General features: G+C 64.1%; 13 protein-coding genes. 9 read left to right on the forward strand and 4 right to left on the reverse strand.

Features of this window, described 5'->3' with window-relative positions:
- The 4 genes from OJ996_RS19200 to pdeM are packed head-to-tail and all read left to right on the forward strand — an operon-like array spanning window position 1 to window position 4,782.
- Entirely contained in the window at window positions 1-861 is an 861-nt protein-coding gene (locus OJ996_RS19200) for a mechanosensitive ion channel family protein (protein ID WP_264515277.1), read from the forward strand.
- Window positions 862-896: 35 nt separating this feature from the next.
- Window positions 897-1,658 (forward strand): hypothetical protein, encoded by a 762-nt coding sequence (locus OJ996_RS19205; RefSeq protein ID WP_264515278.1) that lies wholly within the window; start codon window positions 897-899, stop codon window positions 1,656-1,658.
- A gap of 53 nt (window positions 1,659-1,711) precedes the next feature.
- The gene (locus OJ996_RS19210; RefSeq protein WP_264515279.1) at window positions 1,712-4,135 is read left to right on the forward strand and encodes a ligase-associated DNA damage response DEXH box helicase; all 2,424 of its coding nucleotides are present in this window, start codon (window positions 1,712-1,714) and stop codon (window positions 4,133-4,135) included.
- Window positions 4,132-4,782, forward strand: a complete 651-nt coding sequence (gene pdeM / locus OJ996_RS19215; protein WP_264515280.1) for a ligase-associated DNA damage response endonuclease PdeM — start codon at window positions 4,132-4,134, stop codon at window positions 4,780-4,782. The genes OJ996_RS19210 and pdeM overlap by 4 nt, the downstream gene beginning before the upstream one ends.
- 9 nt (window positions 4,783-4,791) lie before the next feature.
- On the opposite strand, the gene OJ996_RS19220 is transcribed toward pdeM, so the two are convergent.
- Window positions 4,792-5,184, reverse strand: a complete 393-nt coding sequence (locus tag OJ996_RS19220) for a winged helix-turn-helix transcriptional regulator (protein ID WP_264515281.1) — start codon at window positions 5,182-5,184, stop codon at window positions 4,792-4,794.
- Between the two features lie 149 nt (window positions 5,185-5,333).
- On the opposite strand from OJ996_RS19220, the gene OJ996_RS19225 reads away from it, so the two are divergent.
- Window positions 5,334-6,188 carry an SDR family oxidoreductase gene (locus tag OJ996_RS19225; RefSeq protein ID WP_264515282.1) on the forward strand — a complete coding sequence of 285 codons (855 nt, stop codon included), beginning with the start codon at window positions 5,334-5,336 and terminating at the stop codon, window positions 6,186-6,188.
- Window positions 6,189-6,280: 92 nt separating this feature from the next.
- Window positions 6,281-6,754, forward strand: coding sequence for a hypothetical protein (locus OJ996_RS19230; protein ID WP_264515283.1), 474 nt, complete (start codon window positions 6,281-6,283; stop codon window positions 6,752-6,754).
- A gap of 31 nt (window positions 6,755-6,785) precedes the next feature.
- Here OJ996_RS19230 and OJ996_RS19235 read toward each other — a convergent pair whose 3' ends face one another.
- Entirely contained in the window at window positions 6,786-9,767 is a 2,982-nt protein-coding gene (locus tag OJ996_RS19235) for an Ig-like domain-containing protein (RefSeq protein WP_264515284.1), read from the reverse strand.
- A 26-nt stretch (window positions 9,768-9,793) separates the two neighbouring features.
- Complete coding sequence (locus OJ996_RS19240; RefSeq protein ID WP_264515285.1) at window positions 9,794-10,519, reverse strand: hypothetical protein; 726 nt, start codon at window positions 10,517-10,519, stop codon at window positions 9,794-9,796.
- A 159-nt stretch (window positions 10,520-10,678) separates the two neighbouring features.
- On the opposite strand from OJ996_RS19240, the gene OJ996_RS19245 reads away from it, so the two are divergent.
- Both OJ996_RS19245 and OJ996_RS19250 read left to right on the forward strand, forming a co-directional pair.
- Window positions 10,679-11,215, forward strand: a complete 537-nt coding sequence (locus OJ996_RS19245) for a sigma-70 family RNA polymerase sigma factor (RefSeq protein WP_264515286.1) — start codon at window positions 10,679-10,681, stop codon at window positions 11,213-11,215.
- Entirely contained in the window at window positions 11,212-12,639 is a 1,428-nt protein-coding gene (locus OJ996_RS19250) for an anti-sigma factor family protein (RefSeq protein ID WP_264515287.1), read from the forward strand. The genes OJ996_RS19245 and OJ996_RS19250 overlap by 4 nt, the downstream gene beginning before the upstream one ends.
- Before the next feature lie 837 nt (window positions 12,640-13,476).
- On the opposite strand, the gene OJ996_RS19255 is transcribed toward OJ996_RS19250, so the two are convergent.
- A complete protein-coding gene (locus tag OJ996_RS19255; RefSeq protein WP_264515288.1) occupies window positions 13,477-17,697 on the reverse strand; it encodes a PVC-type heme-binding CxxCH protein in 4,221 nt (1,406 codons plus the stop codon).
- 113 nt (window positions 17,698-17,810) lie between these two features.
- Between OJ996_RS19255 and OJ996_RS19260 the strand changes: the two genes are divergently transcribed.
- Window positions 17,811-18,503, forward strand: coding sequence for an anthrax toxin lethal factor-related metalloendopeptidase (locus tag OJ996_RS19260; RefSeq protein ID WP_264515289.1), 693 nt, complete (start codon window positions 17,811-17,813; stop codon window positions 18,501-18,503).
- The last annotated feature ends 74 nt before the right edge of the window (window positions 18,504-18,577 follow it).

The raw sequence follows: 18,577 nt of genomic DNA on the forward strand, positions 1-18,577 counted from the left end.
ATGCTCGACGAACTCACAGCCTTGTTCTGGAGCAGCCCGGCCCTGCAGAAGGCGGCACGGGTGGCGGTAATCCTCGTCACCGGGATTCCGCTCGTCCTGCTAATCTCGCGCATCGTCGCGGGCATCCTGCATCCGCGCCTCGGCCAGCAGGGTGGCGATCTCCTTGCCCGCATCGTCCGCTATGCCGGCTACCTCACGGTGCTGATCGCGGTGCTGCAGGAATTCGGCTTCAATCTGGCGGCCGTGCTGGGTGCGGCGGGCATCGCGGGCGTGGCGATCGGCTTCGCCTCGCAGACCTCGCTCTCGAACCTGATCTCCGGACTCTTCATCGTCGGCGAGCGCCCCTTCGAGAAGGGCGATATCATCGAGGTCGGCACCTTCACCGGCACCGTCGAGGAGATCGGCCTGATGGCGCTCACGCTGCGCACCTTCGACAATCGCTCGGTGCGGATCCCGAACGAGACCTTGGTGAAGACCAACGTGGTCACCGTGACCCGCTACCCGATCCGCCGCGTGGACCTGACCATCGGCGTGTCCTACAACGAGGCGATCGACCGCGTGATGAAGGTGCTGCGCGAGGTCGCGGAAGAACATCACGCCGTGCTCGACGAACCAGAAGCGGTGATCGTCTTCAACGGCTTCGGCGAGTCCTCGCTGAACTTCATGATCGGCGCATGGACGGTAAAGACGGACGTGATGAAGGTGAAGAACGAGCTGCCGCTGCGGATCAAGGAAGCCTTCGACCGCGAGGGCATCGAGATGCCCTTCCCGCACCGCGTGCTGGCCGGCGGCAAGGCGATGGAACCGATCCCGGTGATCTTGACGCCCGCACGGGCACCGAACACCGAGCCGGATTCTTGACCCCCGGCGTGGCTTGCGACATGGCTTGAGCGGCCATGAAGCTCCCGAACATCCTGCTCCTGCTCGCCCTCGCCGTGGCAGCGATGACGCTCGGCTTCTTCTTCGGGGGATCGAGGGACAAGGCGGTCCCCTCGGCAACTCCCGCCGGGCTCTCGCCCACCCCGAAACCTTCGGTGGCCCTCCCGCCTCCGCCGGAACTTCTCAAAACCTGCCGGGCCATCGCGGCACTGGACCTGATCCTATCTCCGGAATGGGAGGACCGCTTTTACTCCTTCGACTCGAAATGGGCTCCCGACGCGCAGATGGCCAGCATGCGCGACGGCAGCGGCGATTCGTGGCACATCGTCTTCAGCGACAAGGGCTGGACCGCACTCCGAGGATTCGTCCACGAATCGCTTGCCGCCGGAGAACGCGGCAGCCTTTCGGCAGCCATCCGGGCTGCCTGCCCGCCGGAGCTCAAGAGCTTTACCGAAGAGGCGGCTTTCGATTGGGAGAACACCACCATCTGCTACTTCCACACCGGCGGGGACTCCCCATGGCAGCGGGCGAACGACCTGACGCCGCTCGCGGGTGTCGATACCTACGAGGACGGCCTGCTGTGGGATCTGACCCAAGGCCCGGAAGGCTACATGCGGCACGCGGAGGACTACTTCGAGCAGAAGATCCCCTTGGAGATCGTGCAGCATGTCTTCGACTTGAAGCCGATCACGCCGGAGATGGTAAAACAGCTGAATCCCGAGACGGACTATTCGAGGATCGAGGACGAGCTCCCCGGGAAGATCGGCTACCAGCGCTGAAGGCCTGATTCCCGGTTGCAGGGCACCGGGTCCGGCGCTCCAGTTAGAGACCGATGCCCGCCTCCCCGCTCCAGCCCTTCTTCAAGCACAAGGGCTGGAAGGCTTTTCCCTTTCAGAAGGAAGTCTGGTCGGCCTATGAGGCGGGCAAGTCCGGCCTGCTGCACGCCCCGACCGGGCAGGGCAAGACCCTCGCGGTCTGGCTCGGTCCGGTGGAGGAGACTCTCAAGTCGAAGAAGCGGCCGCAGAGCTGCACGGTCCTGTGGCTGACTCCGCTGCGGGCCTTGGCACAGGACACCCTGCGTGCCTTACGGGAGCCACTGGAGATCCTCGCCCCGGAGTTGCAGGTGGAGGCGCGTACCGGAGACACCTCGGCGGCCATCCGGGCACGGCTGCGCAAGACCCTGCCCTTTGGCCTCGTCACCACGCCGGAGAGCCTGTCGCTGATGCTGACCCACGCCGACACCCGGGAGAAACTTTCCGGGCTGAAGGCGGTGATCGTGGACGAGTGGCACGAGCTGATGGGCTCGAAACGCGGGGTGCAGGCGGAACTCTGTCTCGCCCGCTTGCGGGCCTGGTTCCCGGAGCTCCGGATCTGGGGCCTCTCCGCCACGCTGGGGAATCTCGATGAGGCCCGGGCGGTGCTGCTCGGGGACAAGAACCCGGGCGCGATCACCGTCTCCGCGGACCTGAAGAAGGAGATCAAGGTGGAGACGATCATCCCGAAGGAGATCGACCGCTTTCCGTGGTCCGGCCACATCGGCACCCAACTCGCACCGCAGGTGCTGAAGGAACTGGATAAGGCCCGGACCACCCTGGTCTTCACAAACACCCGCTCGCAGGTGGAAATCTGGTGCCAGGAGCTGCTCTCCCTGCGGCCGGAATGGCAGGACCGGATCGCCATGCACCACGGCTCGCTGGATCCGGAGGAGCGGGCGAAGGTGGAGCAGGGGCTGCGGGATGGTTCGCTGCGCTGCGTAGTCTGCACCTCCTCGCTCGACCTCGGCGTGGACTTCTCGCCGGTCGATCAGGTGATCCAAGTCGGTTCGCCAAAGGGGATCGCACGCATGCTCCAGCGGGCCGGAAGATCGGGCCACCAGCCGGGTAAGACATCTCGTATCCTAGGAGTGCCGACATTCGCGATGGAGCTGGTGGAATTCGCCGCCGTGCGCGATGCGGCCCTGGTAAGACATCTTGAATCCCGCAAGCCGCTGCGTAAGCCGCTCGATGTTCTCGTTCAGCATCTGGTGACCTGCGCGATTGGAGAACCGTTCGAGCCGGAGGAAATGCGCCGCGAGATACAATCGGCCGCCGCGTATCACGACCTGAGCGATACGGAGTGGGACTGGTGTCTCGGCTTCATATCCTGCGGCGGCAAGGCTCTGTCCGCGTATCCCCGATATCGCAAGGCGCGCTTCGAGGGCGGGAAATATGTGGTCGATGACAAGCGTCTGATCCAGCAGCACCGTCTATCCATCGGCACCATATCCTCGGATACCCACATCAGTGTCCGCTTCGCCAACGGCCAGAACCTCGGCACCGTGGAAGAAGGATTCATCAGTCGTTTGAAACCCGGCAGCCTGCTTGTCTTCGCGGGACGGAAGCTAGAACTCGTCCGCCTCCACAACAAAGTCGCCACCGTTAAGCTAGCAACGAAAAGCGCCAAGGGACAGATCGCCGTATGGGGCGGAAGCAAGATGCCGCTGTCCACCGAGCTTGCCCACGCGACTGCAGCACGGCTGCGCGGGGAAGGCAAACCGGCACCCGAAATGAAGGCCGTCGCTCCCATCCTGGCGATCCAGAAGCGCTGGTCGGAACTACCCGATGACCGGACGCTTCTGGTCGAGCACGCCCGCTCCCGGGAAGGTGAACACTTGTTTGTTTACCCCATGGCAGGCCGCTTGGTGCACGAGGGGATCGGCGCTCTGATGGCTTACCGGCTGCGTTTGAAAGAGACCGTCACCGTCACCTACAACGACTACGGCTTCTCTTTGACCTCCCGACGCGGACTCTTCCTGAGCGAAGATTCAATTCGTTTGAATCTAACGTTGGATAATTTACTTGAAGACCTCGTCGCTTGCGTGAACACCGCCGAGCTCGCCCGCCGGCAGTTCCGGGAAGTCGCCCGGGTGGCCGGTCTCATTCTTCAGACCCTGCCCGGCCGTCCGCAGCGTTCCCAACGTGAAGTTCAATCGAGTTCTCGGCTTTTGTTTGAGGTATTGGAGCGCTACGATCCTGGCAACCTTCTCCTTCTCCAGTCTCAGCGTGAAATTTTAGAGCGTCAGCTTGAATACAGCAGATTGTACGAAGTTCTCTCTGATCTAAAAAAGCGACCAATACATCTGATTGAAACTAAAAATCTAACACCTATGGCATTCCCGCTTTGGGCCGATCGCCTCTCCGCCACTTTGTCTGCTGGAGATGCCGCAGAACGCCTCGAACAAATGCTTCAGAACCTCAACCAAGCCGCTTCCAAATGAACATCCAAATCCAAGATCAAACACTCCAGCTCCTGCCGGGAATGGGCACGCTGCTTGAGGACGGCACGCTCATCGTAGCGGATCTCCACTTGGGCAAAGCCAGTGCATTTCAAGCGAAAGGACTCGCCATTCCGGAGGGTGACAGCGAGGTCGATCTGAAACGTTTGACTGAGATCTGCAAATGGAACCAGGCACAACGGCTGGTGGTGAATGGCGACCTCTTCCACTCCCCGGCAGGCCTCACTCCCGAGATCGAGCGTTTGATTGAAATGTGGCTCGATGAAGTCCGGATCCCCGTCCAACTCATCCTCGGCAATCACGACCGGAAACTGCCGCGGATCCCCCACGGACTCGATCCGGTCGACTCCGTTACCTACGGCGGCGTACACATCGTTCACGATCCCAAGGATGCCCCGAAGGACGCTATCTCGGTCACCGCGCACTGGCATCCGGTGGTGAAGATAGCGGACGGCAAACGCACCTCGCTGCGCCTTCCCTGTTTTCTCCTTCGCAAGAATAGCCTTATCCTCCCCGCCTTCGGCAGTTTTACCGGCGGTCAGATCATGGATGTGGAGGAAGGGGACCGCTATTTTGTCAGCCCCGGAGAGGATGTGCTGGAGGTTCCGGAAGAACTTATCCGGGGGTGAATTCCCGCATCATAGCGCACCGGCGGCGGGGGGCGGGACATAAGCGGCCCGGGCTTTTTTTACTTCCTGATGGTTCTCGAAAGCCCACTGGACCAGTGGCTCCATTTTCTCGAGGAGGGATGTCCCGAGTGAGGTGAGGGTGTATTCCACCTTAGGCGGGACGGTGGGATAGACCTTGCGGGATAGGTAACCATCCCGCTCCAAAGTGCGCAGGGTCTGCGATAGCATCCGCTGCGAGATATCGCCGATCGCCCGTTTGATCTCCGTAAACCGGAGTGTCCCCACCGAAAGATTGGTCAGGACCAAGACGCTCCAGCGGTCGCCGATACAGTCCAGCACATCGCGCACCGGACATTTCTCGGCTTGGGAGCTGGCGCAGACGGGTGGCAGGTCGATCTTCATGGGCTCGGATGGCAGTGGTTACCGCGGCGTAACCGGGTGACAAAAACAACCCCTCTTGCGAGGTTTACGGCCTCACGGTATCAAATCGTAACCAAGCATCAACTCAATACCAAGGATGCTTTCGGAACCAAGTATCACCTCAACTGATCATGATTGCCATCACCGGAGCCAGCGGCCAACTCGGCCGCCTCGTCGTCCTGCAACTCCTCAAGCAGGTCCCCGCCACGGAGCTCGTCGCCGTCGTCCGTGATGCCTCCAAGGCCGCCGACCTCGCGGCTCGGGGCGTGCAAATCCGCACCGCCACCTACGACGATCCCGCCTCCCTCGAACTCGCCTTCGCCGGCGCGGAGCGGGTGCTGCTCGTCTCCTCCAATGATCTCGGGAACCGCGTGACCCAGCACGGCAATGCCATCGCAGCCGCCAAGCGCGCCGGGGCCGGGCAGCTCGTTTACACCAGCGTCCTTCACGCCGACCGCTCGCCGCTGGGACTGGCACAGGAGCATTACGAAACGGAGAAGCTCATCGCCGCCTCCGGACTCCCCCACTCCATCCTGCGGAACGGCTGGTACACGGAGAACTATACCGCCTCCCTGCCCGGAGCACTGGCCAATGGCGCCCTGCTCGGCAGCGCGGGCGAGGGCCGGATCTCCTCCGCGGCACGCCAAGACTATGCGGAGGCGGCCGCCGCGGTGCTCACCCGCCCGATCGAAGCAGCACGGGTCTTCGAACTCGCGGGAGATGATTCCTACACCCTCGCCGAGTTCGCCGCGGAAGTAAGCCGTCAGAGCGGGAAGGAGCTCCCCTATCGCAATCTCCCAGAAGCCGAATACGCGGCAATCCTGAAACAGATCGGCCTGCCCGCCCCGCTGGCGGACCTCATTGCCGATAGCGACCGGGGAGCCTCGCAGGGCGGACTCTTCGACGACGGGAATGAACTGAGCCGACTCATCGGCCACGCGACCACACCGCTGGCGGACTCGGTAAAGGCGGCTCTGGCCGGTTAATCGGGTGAGGTGTCATTTCAGGTTTCCTTCCGGCGAGCGGATCAACAGAGTGAAAGGTGTCGCCACTGTCTCCTTCCGATCGAAGCCGTCCCTTGCGACGGGCGCTCGCCCTGCTCATGGGGTTGTTGGGCTTGTTCGGCCTCCTGCTGTTCTACTCCGGAGCGAGCCGTTTGATCGGACTATCGAAATCCCGCGACTGGATCGAAATCGAAGCCGTCTACTCCGACCTGCAAGCGGGGCAGAGCGTCACGCATGTGGTGACCGGTCGGGATGGGACCACCACACAACAGACCCTCACAATCGGAGGACTACCTTACGTCGAATATAGTATCGGTTCTGAACGGCATGTCGCGAGACTCGATCCCGGCCCCTTCCGCGACAGGAACCCGTCCGTGACCATCGCTTATGACCCGGCAGAGCCCTTCCGCTGCCGGCTGGCAGGCGAGCGACTCCGGCGGGTACTGGCTCAGGAATTCGGGATCGGGATCATCGCTGTACTGATGGCGCTGATCCTAATCCCGAGGCTGCTTTCAGGAGCGAAGACCGGAGACCCGCCGACCGCCTAGGCCTCGCGACCTAGGCGGGCTGACATGGCACTCAGAGCGGCGAGACCGCGAGACGAAGGAAGAGACGCCCAACCGGTTGGCTGGTGCTCGTGGCTACCGAAGCGCCGCCTCCGGCCGGGATGGCGGTGCAGGTGACCTTCAGACCGCTGGCCGGGCCGTCCACACCATCCGCAGCATACCAAGCGGAGAGATCGGAGGACCACTCGTAGGCAGCTTCAAGATCCGCAGGAGGATCCGGGTTCAGCGAATGGCTGAAGCTGAAACTCGTGCCGCCACCCGTCAGACCGCCGAGACCGGGGTTGAAGACACCGGGGTTGCTACCGAGCCATGCCTCGACTCCATTGGCCAGACCGTCGCCATCCGGATCATCCTGAAAGCCATGCTCGGAGGGATCGATACCGAAGGCGGGATTCGCGATCCACTGGCTGAAGCCCTGCTCGTTCAAGCCGAGCGCTTCGATGCCGTTGAACCAAGTGGCCGCCATCTTGTCGTAGCCATCGTTGTCCGGGTGGTTGATGCCGTTCGAAAACAGCGATTGATCGATCGAGGCAAGGTTCGCGGGATTGGTCAGGAAGTTCGCATACTGGTCCACGCGGGTCACCTTCTTGCCCTGCGCCTGGAAGCCGGGCACCAGGGTGTTCCGGATCCATGCATTGTAGTCCACGATGCCCTGCTCGTAGTTGTACTTCGGCATGATCTCCGCGACGATGAGGTGGAGGTCCGGCTTCGTGCTGGTGATGGTTTGGACCAGCGTTTCGAGGCCGTTGCGATCCTGCGAGTTCGTGCCGATCTTGAGCAAGATCACGTCCGGATCGCTCGTGGCGAGCCAGCTCAGGATGTTCGCATTCAGGAAGCTGGCGGTCTGGCCGCCGTAGCCATTGTGCGCGTTCTGGCCGAGTGCCGCGAGATCCGCCGGAGGGGTGCCCGCGGTGTGGTTGAGCAGCTCGCCGGATTGACCGACGAAGAGGAAGTCGTAGCCCGCGGCATTCAGGCGATTGTACAAACCACTACGGTAGCCGTACCAGTACGGCTCGTTCCACACCGGGTTATCGGTGTAGCCCGCGGTGATCGAGTCACCCATCGCCATGATGCGGAGCCGCTTGGCCCCGGTGGTGAAGTTCCAGGTGCTGTCATCCGCGATCCCGGCGAAGGCGTTCAGGAAGTGATCCTGCACGGCCCCGGCATCGATGCGGACCGCATAGCGTGTGCTCGGGGAGAGCTTCGGGGAGGGCGTGATCCGCAGTTGATTCCCCACCACCGCGATCTGCGAATCGCTCACGGAGATCACCGTTTCCGCCGAGGTATCCAGATTGCGCAGTCGGATCCCGCCGAAGCCGGGAGTAATGGTCTCATCGAAGCTCGCCACCAGCGAGGCATCGGGAGATACCGCCGTGGCATTGTCCAGCGGGCTGAGCGTGGTGAGGGAGGGCGGCGTGCCATTGTCCACCGGAGCTGCGGAGGGTTCGCCGAAGACGTCGAGCTCCCGCCAGACGAAGGCGCCGGCATTCGCGCCGTTGTTCACCTGGTTCGCCGTGAAGCGGATCGCTTCGATCCCGGTGGCCAGCAGCGGCCCGGGACCGGCGAGCACCACCTTGGTCGCGCCGTTCGCACCCGCGCTGATCGGCTGGTAGTTCACCGTGGCCAGGGTCGTGTAGTTCCCCCCGATCGGCTTCACCTCCACGGTCCAGGCTTGATTGCCGAAGGCGGCATTCACCCAGGACGCGAGCGACTGGATCGAGAAGATGTCGAAGCCTGTGCCATTCACCCCCGCTCCGAGCTGATACTCCGCGGTGGCACCCACGGTCGTCCATGCACCGTCCACGTTATTGCCTGCGGCGGCGAAGTCCCGGCCATAGACGCCGTCCGAAAGCTCTGCCGGGCTCGCGCCGTTGCCCGTGTTCCAACCGGTGGTGAGAGGCGTGATCTCATGCAGCAGATCGGTAGCGCTGGCCTCTGCGGCGTAGTTCAGATCGAGCGGCGAGACCTCCTTCGAGTCCGGGGGCGCGGTCGAGAAGTTCCATGTCGTATCATCGGCGATGCCCGCGAAAGGATTGCCGCTGGCGTCCAGCACCACCCCGGCATCCAAGCGCAGGGCATACTGCGCGGAATGCGTGAGCAGCACTCCCGCACGGATCGCGAGCGTGCGGCCCGAGACACTCACCCGCGGGTCCGGGAGCGTGATCACCGTCTGCGAGCTGGCGCTAAGATCCTTCAGCGTGATGCTGCCGGTGCCGAGCGTGATGGCTTCATGGAAGCTTGCCCGCAGGTCGATACCCGCGGGCACCAGCGTGGCATTGTCCTCCGGTGCCAGCGCGGCCACCTGCGGGGCCACGGTATCCGTGCTGCCAGGCGTGGCCGTGCCGAAGACATCGAGCTCGCGGAAGACCGTGCCGCCCGCCGCATTGCCCACCGTATCCAGCACATCGAGACGGATGGCATCCACACCGGATGCGAGGATGCCGTTGCTATCGGTGATGCGCACGCGCGTGGAGCCGCCCTCATTCAGCGTGGCCGAGAAGGGCTGGTAATTCACCGTGGCCAGCGGAGCGGTCTGGAAGGCGGAGTCCCCGAGGAAACGCACCCGGATCTCGTAGCGCTGGTTCGCGAAGCCAGCACCCTGCCATGCCGCGATCGATTGGATGCCGCTGAGATCATAGCCGTGACCGCCCGGCCCGGCACCGAGCACGAACTCGCGGAAGGACACGTTGCTCCCATCGCGCGACCATGCCGCGCCCGCGAGCGCGCCCACCCCACTCGCATCGGCATCGCCGCCGGGATTGCCGTCGTTCAGTCCGTCCGGGCTGGAGCCATTGGCATTCCAGACACCGCCGGTGCCGGTGATGCCGTGCAGCAGATCGGACGTGCTGACATCCGCGGCGAAGGCGAGTTCGTCGCTGATGGTGGACGGAGTATTCGGGCCGCTGGCTTTCGTCGCGATGACAGGCGCGGCCAGCAGACAGGAGCTGCCGCCCAGCCACACGGCGAGGGCGGACTTCAGGACAAATCGGTTCATGGATGGGTTTCTAACAAGACCTGAGATCAACCCGCGATGGCGGCGCGGCGGCGGCGCAGGAGCATCACCGCGCCCAGCGCACCCAGCAGCGTGGCGGCGGGCTCCGGCACGGTGGAGGTGCCGGTCACATCGATCTCCCGGCCCACGAAGGCCCCGACATTATCGCCACCGTTCACCGAGTTCGCGGTGAAGCGGATGGCATCGATGCCGGTGACATTCAGGCTGCTCAGGTTCACCTGGGTCGCGCCACCGCCGCTTCCCAGCGGCTGGTAGTCGATCGTGGCCAGATCGGTGAAGCTACCGCCCAGCGTGCGCACGGCGATGGTCCATGCCTGGTTGCCGAAGCCGACATTGATCCACGCGGCGATCGTTTGGATCGAGCTGATGTCATAGCCCAGCCCGTTCGCCCCGCTGCCCAGCGTGTAGGTGGCGGTGGCACCCACGGTGGTCCAGCCGCCATCCACGGTATTGCCCACCGCGGCGAAGGTCTGGCCATGGATGCCATCGGTCAGTTCATTCGGGTGCGCACCGTTGGTCGTGTTCCAGCCGCTGATGGCCGGGGTCATGCCATTGATCAGATCGGTGCTGCTCACATTACCGGTGTAGGCCAGCTCGGTGGTGCTGTTGATCTCGGAGACGCTACCGCTGTAACCGTTGAAGAAGGTCACGGCGGCGGAGGCCGGGGCGGCGCCGAGGAGCAGTGATGAGAGCGCGATGAGGGCGCGGTTCGTGGGAGTGTTGCTGGGTTTCATGGGAGAGGCCGGGGTGTGAATCCCGAACATGTGAGGATTCCCGGCCCTGCTGCGGCGTTAGCAGGTTTTTCGCAGCAATTTCCGGCGCATGAAAAATTCCCGCAAAATCTTGTTAACGTCCTCCCGCTGCGGGAAATCCTGAAATAGCTTAGAATCGCGATGCCCCCCGAGGATACCTTGCAAGCCGAGTTCGTCTGCCTGATCGCCCGCTATCAGGCGAGCCTGCACGCGTTCATCATCTCGCTGATGCCGGGGCTGGATGGGGTGGACGACGTGCTGCAGGAGACGAACATGGTACTGTGGCAGAAGCGGGAGACTTACCAGCACGGCACCGACTTCCGCGCATGGGCCTGCACCATCGCCCGCTTCAAGGCGATGGCCCACCGGCGGAAGGTCGCGCGACTGGGCATGCGCTCCTTCGAGGACGACCTGCTCGAAATGCTGGCCAGCGAGTGCGAGGCGGCACCGGAGGAGCTGGATGAAAAGCTGCGCGCGCTGGAGAAATGCATGGGCCGCCTGAACGAGCCGGAACGCGGGCTGATCGAGCACCGCTACGCCACCGGTGCAGGCCTCGATGAATTCGCGGAACAGTCCGGACGCCCGGTGGAATCCCTGCGCGTGAGCCTCTTCCGCATCCGCGCCGCGCTGCGCAAGTGCATCTCCTCGGAGCTCGCCCTCGCCAATCTGCACCTATGAACCGCAAGGAACTGGAAACAGAGCTCCAGGCATTCTTCGACGGGACGCTGGAGGAGCAGAAGCTGGATGCGCTGCAGGAAGTGCTGCGCCGCGATGCGGACGCCCGCGCCTGCTACCGCGAGTATCTGCTGCTGCACCATGCCCTGAGCTTCCGCGCCAAGGGCGAGGAGTTGATGCCCCTGCCCGCTCGCACCGAACAGCCCGCGCCGCCTCCCGCAGTCGCCCGCTTTCCGCGCAGGCAGCTCCTCGCCACGGCGGCGGTGCTCATGCTGGCCGCCATCGCGGGGGCCGTGGCATGGAGTCACGCGAAGCGCCCGCCGCTACGCTACGTGGCGAGCCCCGGCACGGACATCAGCGTGAGCCATGAGTTCGAGACCGCGCAAGCGAACCCGAAGAGCCCCTACCTGGAGCCCGGCTCGCGCTTGGAGATCGGGGACGGCACCATGGAGCTGCAATTCGCCTCCGGCGTGCGCGGCATCGTGCGTGGCCCGGCCAGTTTCACTCTGGCACGCAAGGACCTGCTGCAGATCGAGAAGGGCACCGCATGGTTCCAAGTGCCGGAGAAGGCCGCGGGCTTCAAGGTCAGCACGCCGGACCTGATCCTGGACGAGGGTGCGGCGGAGTTCGGCGTGATCTCGGATCCCTCCTTCCTCTCGGAGGTGCACGTCTTCGGCGGCAGCATCGAGGTGACGAACCGCCACGGGCACAAGTATCGCACCCGCGTGCCGGCGGGCCGGGCACAGGCCGCGGCGGATAGCGGCGAGTGGCGCGACATCCCGGTGCGGCGCGCGCGCTTCCTGACCAGCCTGCCCGGCGTAGAGCCGGAATCGAACCTGATCGTGGGCAAGGAATACAGCACCACGCAGTATGCCTATGCCAACGAGGTGAGCGACGACGACCTGCTGTTAGGCATCGCACCGGTCACCAGCGGCTGGCGCTTGCAGAACGATGCCGATCCGATCGAGCTCACCGATGGCATCCACGGCGGCGGCTTCGAGAAGAACCCCGGCGACAAGGTGCAGGGCACATGGACCGCGGTGGGAGCCACCGCCGAGTATCAACTGGGCGCGGGCCCGCAGGGTGGCGGCTTCGATCTCACCATGGTGCGCTCGATCGCGGATTGGGAGAATGTCGGCTTCGGCAACCAGGCATGGACCATGGAGGTGAAGCCGGTGGGCGGCGATTGGATGCCGCTCACCACCGTAAGCTACGAGCCGCTGAATGCCCAGCCCCTGAGCGGCGGCGGTGCCACCAAGGTCACGGTCACCGGCAAGGACGGGCGGCTCGCCCGCGGGATCGAGGCGATCAAGGTCACGGCTGGCCGCGTACCCGGTTCGGTGGGCCACGGCTTCGTTTGGCGGGAGCTGGATGTCTTCGGCACGCCCGCCGCTCCGAGCGGGGCAGGACACACGCCACCGCCGTGAGGGTCGGGTCTCGCCTGCTCGACATGCCATTTGCGCCGTCCGTCCGTCCGTTTCCCCTAGGCTGCGCGGACGGACGGACAGATGTCTCCCATCATTCCGGCACGCCATCGTTTCCGTCCATCCATCCATTTTCCTTAGGGGAAATGGATGGATGGACGGACGGCACGATGCAGGATGGGGAATGTCGCGCGGCATGAGGAGGGGTCGCGTGAAGGAATGAGGATACAATAGTATATAATAAATATTATATACTATCCTCTTCCCACCCTACCCACTACGACGCGACTCCTCTCGGTTGCCTCCTTCTGCGGTCAACGGTCGTGACTGCCGTCCATCCGTCCACAAGCCCTAGGGGAAATGGACGGATGGACGAGATCGGGCGGGCGAGGCGGCCCGAGGTAGGGTAAGATGTCGCGCGGAATGGAGGAGAGGTGAATAAAATACTATTAATATAGTATTTATAGTAACGACATTCCTGTCACGTGAAACTGCCTTGTCTCGCCGTCATCCTTGGCCGCGACCCTCCTTGTCCGTCCATCCACTTTTGCCCGGGGTTCCGTGTCCACGCGGACGGGATCTGTCCATCCATCCGATTACCCCTAGGGGGAGATGAACGGATGGACAGCAACCGAGGAGATGCCGCGCGACCTTCCGGTGACCCCATTCGCGGCGCAGCCGCTGTGGAGTGCGGCGAGCATCGCCGCACTCCCAAAGAGCCTGCGGCTCCAAAGGGTGCATTACTGAGCAAGGCAGACAGCGCGATTGACGCTGATGTTTCCGTCCATCCATCCATTTCCCCTAGGGCTCGTGGATGGATGGACGCAGAATCAATGCTTCTCACCAAGTCGGCAGGAAGGTCCCGGCAGAGGCTTCGAAGCGGACCTTGCCAGCAGCTAGCGGGGCGCGCAGGACGATCCGATGGGCGCCAGCAGCCAGGGAAACCTTGCCTCCCTCCACCGGCTTGCCATCGACCCAGAAGCCGGTCGGCTTCGCATCGGCAGGGAAGCTGAAGCTGACTTCCGCAGGCGCGGAGAGTTCCAGCTTCGTGGCGGCCAGCACTTCATTCGCCGCGCCGGTCATGGCGCTCACATCGGAGGCGAGCAGCGTGCCATTCACAGTGCCGGTGATGCTCACCCATGGCTGTGCCGCGTCACCCGCCATGACGGCTTGCGAAGGCTCGCCATTCACGGGCATCACCGCCCACACGCGCGGGGCACGGCTCTTGGTCGCATCGTAGGGCCCCGGCTTGCCGAGCTGGGAGATGAACTTGAAGAGGTCCGCCTGCTCCTGCTCGCCGAGCGAGTTGATCAGGCCCGCAGGCATCAGGCTGCCTGTGTCGGTCTTCTTGAGAATCGCGTCTTCGCTCAGGGTCGTCTCGGTGCCCGCGGCATCGCTCACCACCAGGCTGCCGCCGCCGCTGCGCAGCAGGCGACCGATGATGGTGCGTCCGTCCTTGGTTTCGAAGATAACGGAGTGATAGCCCTCCTTCACCTTCGCGCCGGGCAGCAGCACGGACTCCACCAGATAGTCGATGGGTGCGCTCGCACCGATCGAGGTCATGTCCGGGCCGACCTTCCCCCCTGCCCCGCCGATGGCGTGGCACGCGGCACAGGCCAGCGCGGGTTGGCGATAGATCATCTCGCCGCGCGCGGCATCGCCCTTCTCCGCGGCCAGCTTCGCGATGCGCTGGACGCTATCGGCAGACGGTCCGCTCATCGCGGCGGCACCGGCTTGCTCGCGCAGGGCCTTCACCAGCGGTGCATGCTCATCGATGTCCGGCACGGCGGGCAGGTTCAGCGCGGCCACCTCCGCGGCGAGAGGTTGGGATGCGAAGGACTTAGCCAGCTCGCCGGATAGCCCGCTGATGGAAAGCGCCTGCTGCCAGAAGGCACGGGCGACGGCGTTATCCGAAAGACCCGGAATCACCTCGCGGATCGCCGCGATGGCATCGCCGCGATGCGAACGCGCCAAAGCAAGCGCAGCGCTGCCCTTGATATCCACCGAAGCATCTGACTTCACCACCCCCAACAAGACATCGCGGGCCGACCCGGAGCTATCGTATGAGAGGCCCTCCAATGCAGCGATACGCAGTCTTGCCGGAGCACTACTACCGCTTGCCACCGCGACCAGATCGGCCTGCAGGGCCTGATTCTTCGCAGCGCCCGCCAAGCGCAATGCGGCTGAAGCCAATTCCGGGTCGGAATGATTGAAAAGCTTGCGCAGGGCGTCGGCGGCAGCCGGCAGCGCTCCGACATCCGGGAAGTCACGCACCATCGCGCTCAAGATCTTTGCTGTCACCGCAGGCTCGAATCCCCCTTGGAGTGCCTGGGAATAGACCGGTGTCGTCAGGTGCGGATCCTTGGTTTTCAGCGCAAGTCCGATCCACGGTCCGGAGCCATCGCGAGGGAGAGTCTGCGGCATCAGCTTGCGTACTCCTTCGATACCTGCGCCCTTGGGCAGATTCGCCAGCACGAAGGCTAGAGCGTTGTCGCGACCTTCGAGAGGTAGCTTGCTGCCAAGCAACGCGTTGATCCATGCGTTCCCTTCACTGCGCACGTTCAGCCAGAGAGCATAGTCGAGAAAGCGGTCGGTCGGTTGATCCAAGGCCTTGAGGGCAGCATCCATTGCGCGGACATCCTCAATCTTGGAGAGGACACGGACCGCCTCAAGACGCACCCGGGGATGAGCATCTTGCGCTGCTGCCGTCAGCAAGGCACCTGCCTTGGCCTTGCCCATCTCATCAAGCCAAGAGCCTGCCACGCGCACTGCCGCAGCGCGGACCTTGGGGTCGTCATCCTGCATCGTCCGACCTAACAAATCGAAGTCCGAACGATCCATGCCTTGGGTCAACCAGAGCGCCGCGAGCTTGGCGCGGCTGTCCTTTGCGGATGCGGCCCATGCTTCGGCGGTCTTCACGAATGCCGCATCTTTCGAACGACTTGTAAGAACCACCATCGCCTGCTCGCGCTCGTGGCGATGATCGCTGGTGAGAAGGCCTAACAGCTCGGCATCGGGAAGCTTGGCGAGATCACGCTTGGGCGTGAGGGTCGCACCCTTCTTCTGCACGCGCCAGATGCGGCCGTGCTCGCGGTCGCGGCGCGGGTCGCGGAAGTCCACCTCGCCGTGGTTGATGATCGGGTTCGACCAGTCGGCGATGTAGAGCGCGCCATCCGGGCCGATCTTCACGTCGATGGGGCGGAAGTTCACATCCGTAGAGCGCAGCAGGTCGCCCACCTCTTGCGCGGCGTAGCCAGAGCCGCTCTCCGTCACGCTGAAGCGGACCACGCGCTGCGCGCGGAAGTCGCAGGTGATCATGTTCCCCTGCCACTCCGCCGGGAAATTCGGGGACTCGATGATCTCCAGCCCGCAGAACTTCGGGTAGGAGCCGGGGCTGATGCTATCCAGCGTCTTCTCCGCTCCGGCATAGGTGAAGTACATCGCGCCGGGCACGGCCCAGTTGATGCCGCCGCCGCCCGCGCCATCCGTCACGAAGGACTGGCCATACTTGTCGAACTGGTGGCCCCAGGCATTGCACCAGCCATAGAAGACGGTCTCGATCTTGTCCGCGCGCGGGTCGAACTTCATGATGCCGCCGCTCTTCAGGCGCATCAGTCCGTTCGGCGTTTCGGTATCGGTGCGGGTGTAAATGCTCTGGTTCATCCACAGCTTGCCATCCGGCCCGCGGCGCAGGGTGTGGAGATTGTGGTGGGTGTCTTCCGTGCCGAAGCCGCTGAGCACCCGCGTGCGGGTGTCCGCCTTGCCATCGCCATTGGTGTCCTTGAAGTGCAGCAGGTCGGTGCTCTGGCCCACGTAGCAGCCGCCATCACCCGGCAGGATCGCGGTGGGCATCAGCATGCCTTCCGCGAAGACCGTGGAGGTCTCCGCCTTACCGTCGCCGTTCTTGTCCTCAAGGATCAGCACCTTGTCGTCCGCCGTCTGACCGACCTCCACCTGCGGGTAGGTCTCCGAGCTGGCGACCCAAAGGCGGCCGTGCTCGTCGAAGTTCATCTGGGTCGGCTTGTGCATCAGCGGATTCTCCGCCCACAGCGTGACCTCGTAGTCATCCGCCACGGTGAACTTGGGATGCGGCTGCTTGGTATTCGCGGCCACCGCGGATTCCGTGCGGCGCTGCGGATCCGGCAGCGACTTGGTCAGCCCGCGCATCTGGGCGATGCGCTTCTCTTCCTCTTCCACCAGCTTGTCGAAGGCATCGATCTCGCCTGCGTTGCGGCCCTGCTCCGCCTTCCGGAAGCCGAAGATGTAGGCCATGTTCGCAGGGCGGGAGCGGTGGAAGAACCACTCGTTCTTGCGCAGGATCGCACGGCGCAGCGCGGCGGCATTGTCGCCCTTGTCCCATTTGCCCGCGGGCCAGCCGAGCTGCTGCTCGATCTCGCGCGCAGCGGCTTGGTAACCGGCGCTGGTGAGGTGGATTCCATTGTCGGAAAGCCCCTTCTTCGCGGCCAGCCCGTCGAGCGAGACGAAGGGCAAGCGGCGCTGATCGGCGATCTCCTTCATCACCGCATTGATCGCGGCGAGGGATTCACGGTGCTGGCGGACCTCCGGCGTGGCATCGGTCTCGCCCTCACGCAGGAAGCGCGGCGGCGCACCGGAGACCCACACGCGCAGGCCCGGCAGGGTGGCGGCGTGATCCAGTAGGCGGGTGAAGTCGCGGCGGAATTCCTCCGGCGTCTGACCACCGGCTAGCGAGGAGGCCATCCCGTAGCCAGTGATCAGCAGCGTGGGCTTGTAGGTGGTGAGCTGGTTCTGGAGCTGACGCCAGCCCTCGCCCGCAGGCTCATGCCCGGCCTGCAGCAGGCTCAGCCCGCAGCGCGAATCGCCCGCCGGGGTATCCGCGCTCCAGCCGAGATTCCGGAAAGTCACCGCACGGTCCGGGAAGCGGGTGGTTGCTGCCATTTCGATCCAGCCCTCGTATTGCTCGCGCTCGGCGAAGGCATCGCCCAAGAAGGCCACGCGATCGCCATCGCGGAGTTCGAAGGCGGCTTCCGCATGGAGTGCGGACAAGGGCAGGAGGCCGAGGAGCAAGACGGAACGGTGCATGGGTTCGGTCTTGCTAGCACGAAGCGCAGATGCCGGGAACTATCAATAAAGGGAGTAATCGATCCTTGCCATCGGTGAAAGATTCCGCGCGGAGCCGCGTGAGACTAGCACTCATGAAGCTCCTCTTGCTCGCCCTGCTCTGTGCTTCCCTCGCCCATGCCGCGCCCTGCCAGACCCGTGAGATCTGCGGCTGGCAGGTCCACCTGCGCGAGGATCTGATGGCCGCGAAAGGAGCGGAGACCGAGAAGGCGCTGGGCCTGCTGGAGCGCCAGCTCAAGGAAATCGAGAAGGTGGTGCCTGCCGGACCGCTGGCGGAACTGCGCAAGGTGCCGCTGTGGTTCACCTCCGGGTATGAGGGCATCCCGCCGCGGGCCGAGTATCACCCCGGCGCGAAATGGCTGGCGGACAACGGCCGCGACCCGGCGATGGCGAAGGGCGTGGAGTTCACCAACGTGACCATCTTCGAGGCGGAGACCCGCCGCATGCCGAACTTCGCCCTGCACGAGCTGGCCCATGCCTACCATGACCGGGTGCTCGGCTTCGATGAGGCCCGCATCGCCGCCGCCTACGCCAAGGCCAAGGAATCCGGCAGCTATGCCAAGGTGGAGCGCCGCGATGCCGAGGGCCGCAGCAGCCACGCCCCGGCCTACGCGATGACCAATCCGCAGGAATACTTCGCCGAAACCACCGAGGCCTACTTCTCCCGGAACGACTTCTTCCCCTTCACCCGGGCGGAGCTGGAGAAGCACGATCCCGGGATGTTCAAGCTGCTGGGGCAGATCTGGGCGACGCCGGCATCGCCCTAAGTCCCCCATCCTAGGGGATTTCCCGGGTCTAACGCTTCTCCATTTCCCCTTGCGGCGCGGGCCGGGGTTTCCTA

Origin of the sequence: Luteolibacter rhizosphaerae, from assembly GCF_025950095.1 — a bacterium.
Lineage (GTDB): Bacteria > Verrucomicrobiota > Verrucomicrobiia > Verrucomicrobiales > Akkermansiaceae > Haloferula > Haloferula rhizosphaerae.

Coding starts and splice junctions, on each gene's coding strand:
- OJ996_RS19260 (WP_264515289.1), top strand. CDS start 17,811: ATGAAGCTCCTCTTGCTCGCCCTGCTCTGTGCTTCCCTCGCCCATGCC.
- OJ996_RS19245 (WP_264515286.1), top strand. CDS start 10,679: ATGCCCCCCGAGGATACCTTGCAAGCCGAGTTCGTCTGCCTGATCGCC.
- OJ996_RS19205 (WP_264515278.1), top strand. CDS start 897: ATGAAGCTCCCGAACATCCTGCTCCTGCTCGCCCTCGCCGTGGCAGCG.
- OJ996_RS19220 (WP_264515281.1), bottom strand. CDS start 5,184: ATGAAGATCGACCTGCCACCCGTCTGCGCCAGCTCCCAAGCCGAGAAA.
- OJ996_RS19255 (WP_264515288.1), bottom strand. CDS start 17,697: ATGCACCGTTCCGTCTTGCTCCTCGGCCTCCTGCCCTTGTCCGCACTC.
- OJ996_RS19210 (WP_264515279.1), top strand. CDS start 1,712: ATGCCCGCCTCCCCGCTCCAGCCCTTCTTCAAGCACAAGGGCTGGAAG.
- pdeM (WP_264515280.1), top strand. CDS start 4,132: ATGAACATCCAAATCCAAGATCAAACACTCCAGCTCCTGCCGGGAATG.
- OJ996_RS19200 (WP_264515277.1), top strand. CDS start 1: ATGCTCGACGAACTCACAGCCTTGTTCTGGAGCAGCCCGGCCCTGCAG.
- OJ996_RS19225 (WP_264515282.1), top strand. CDS start 5,334: ATGATTGCCATCACCGGAGCCAGCGGCCAACTCGGCCGCCTCGTCGTC.
- OJ996_RS19240 (WP_264515285.1), bottom strand. CDS start 10,519: ATGAAACCCAGCAACACTCCCACGAACCGCGCCCTCATCGCGCTCTCA.
- OJ996_RS19235 (WP_264515284.1), bottom strand. CDS start 9,767: ATGAACCGATTTGTCCTGAAGTCCGCCCTCGCCGTGTGGCTGGGCGGC.
- OJ996_RS19250 (WP_264515287.1), top strand. CDS start 11,212: ATGAACCGCAAGGAACTGGAAACAGAGCTCCAGGCATTCTTCGACGGG.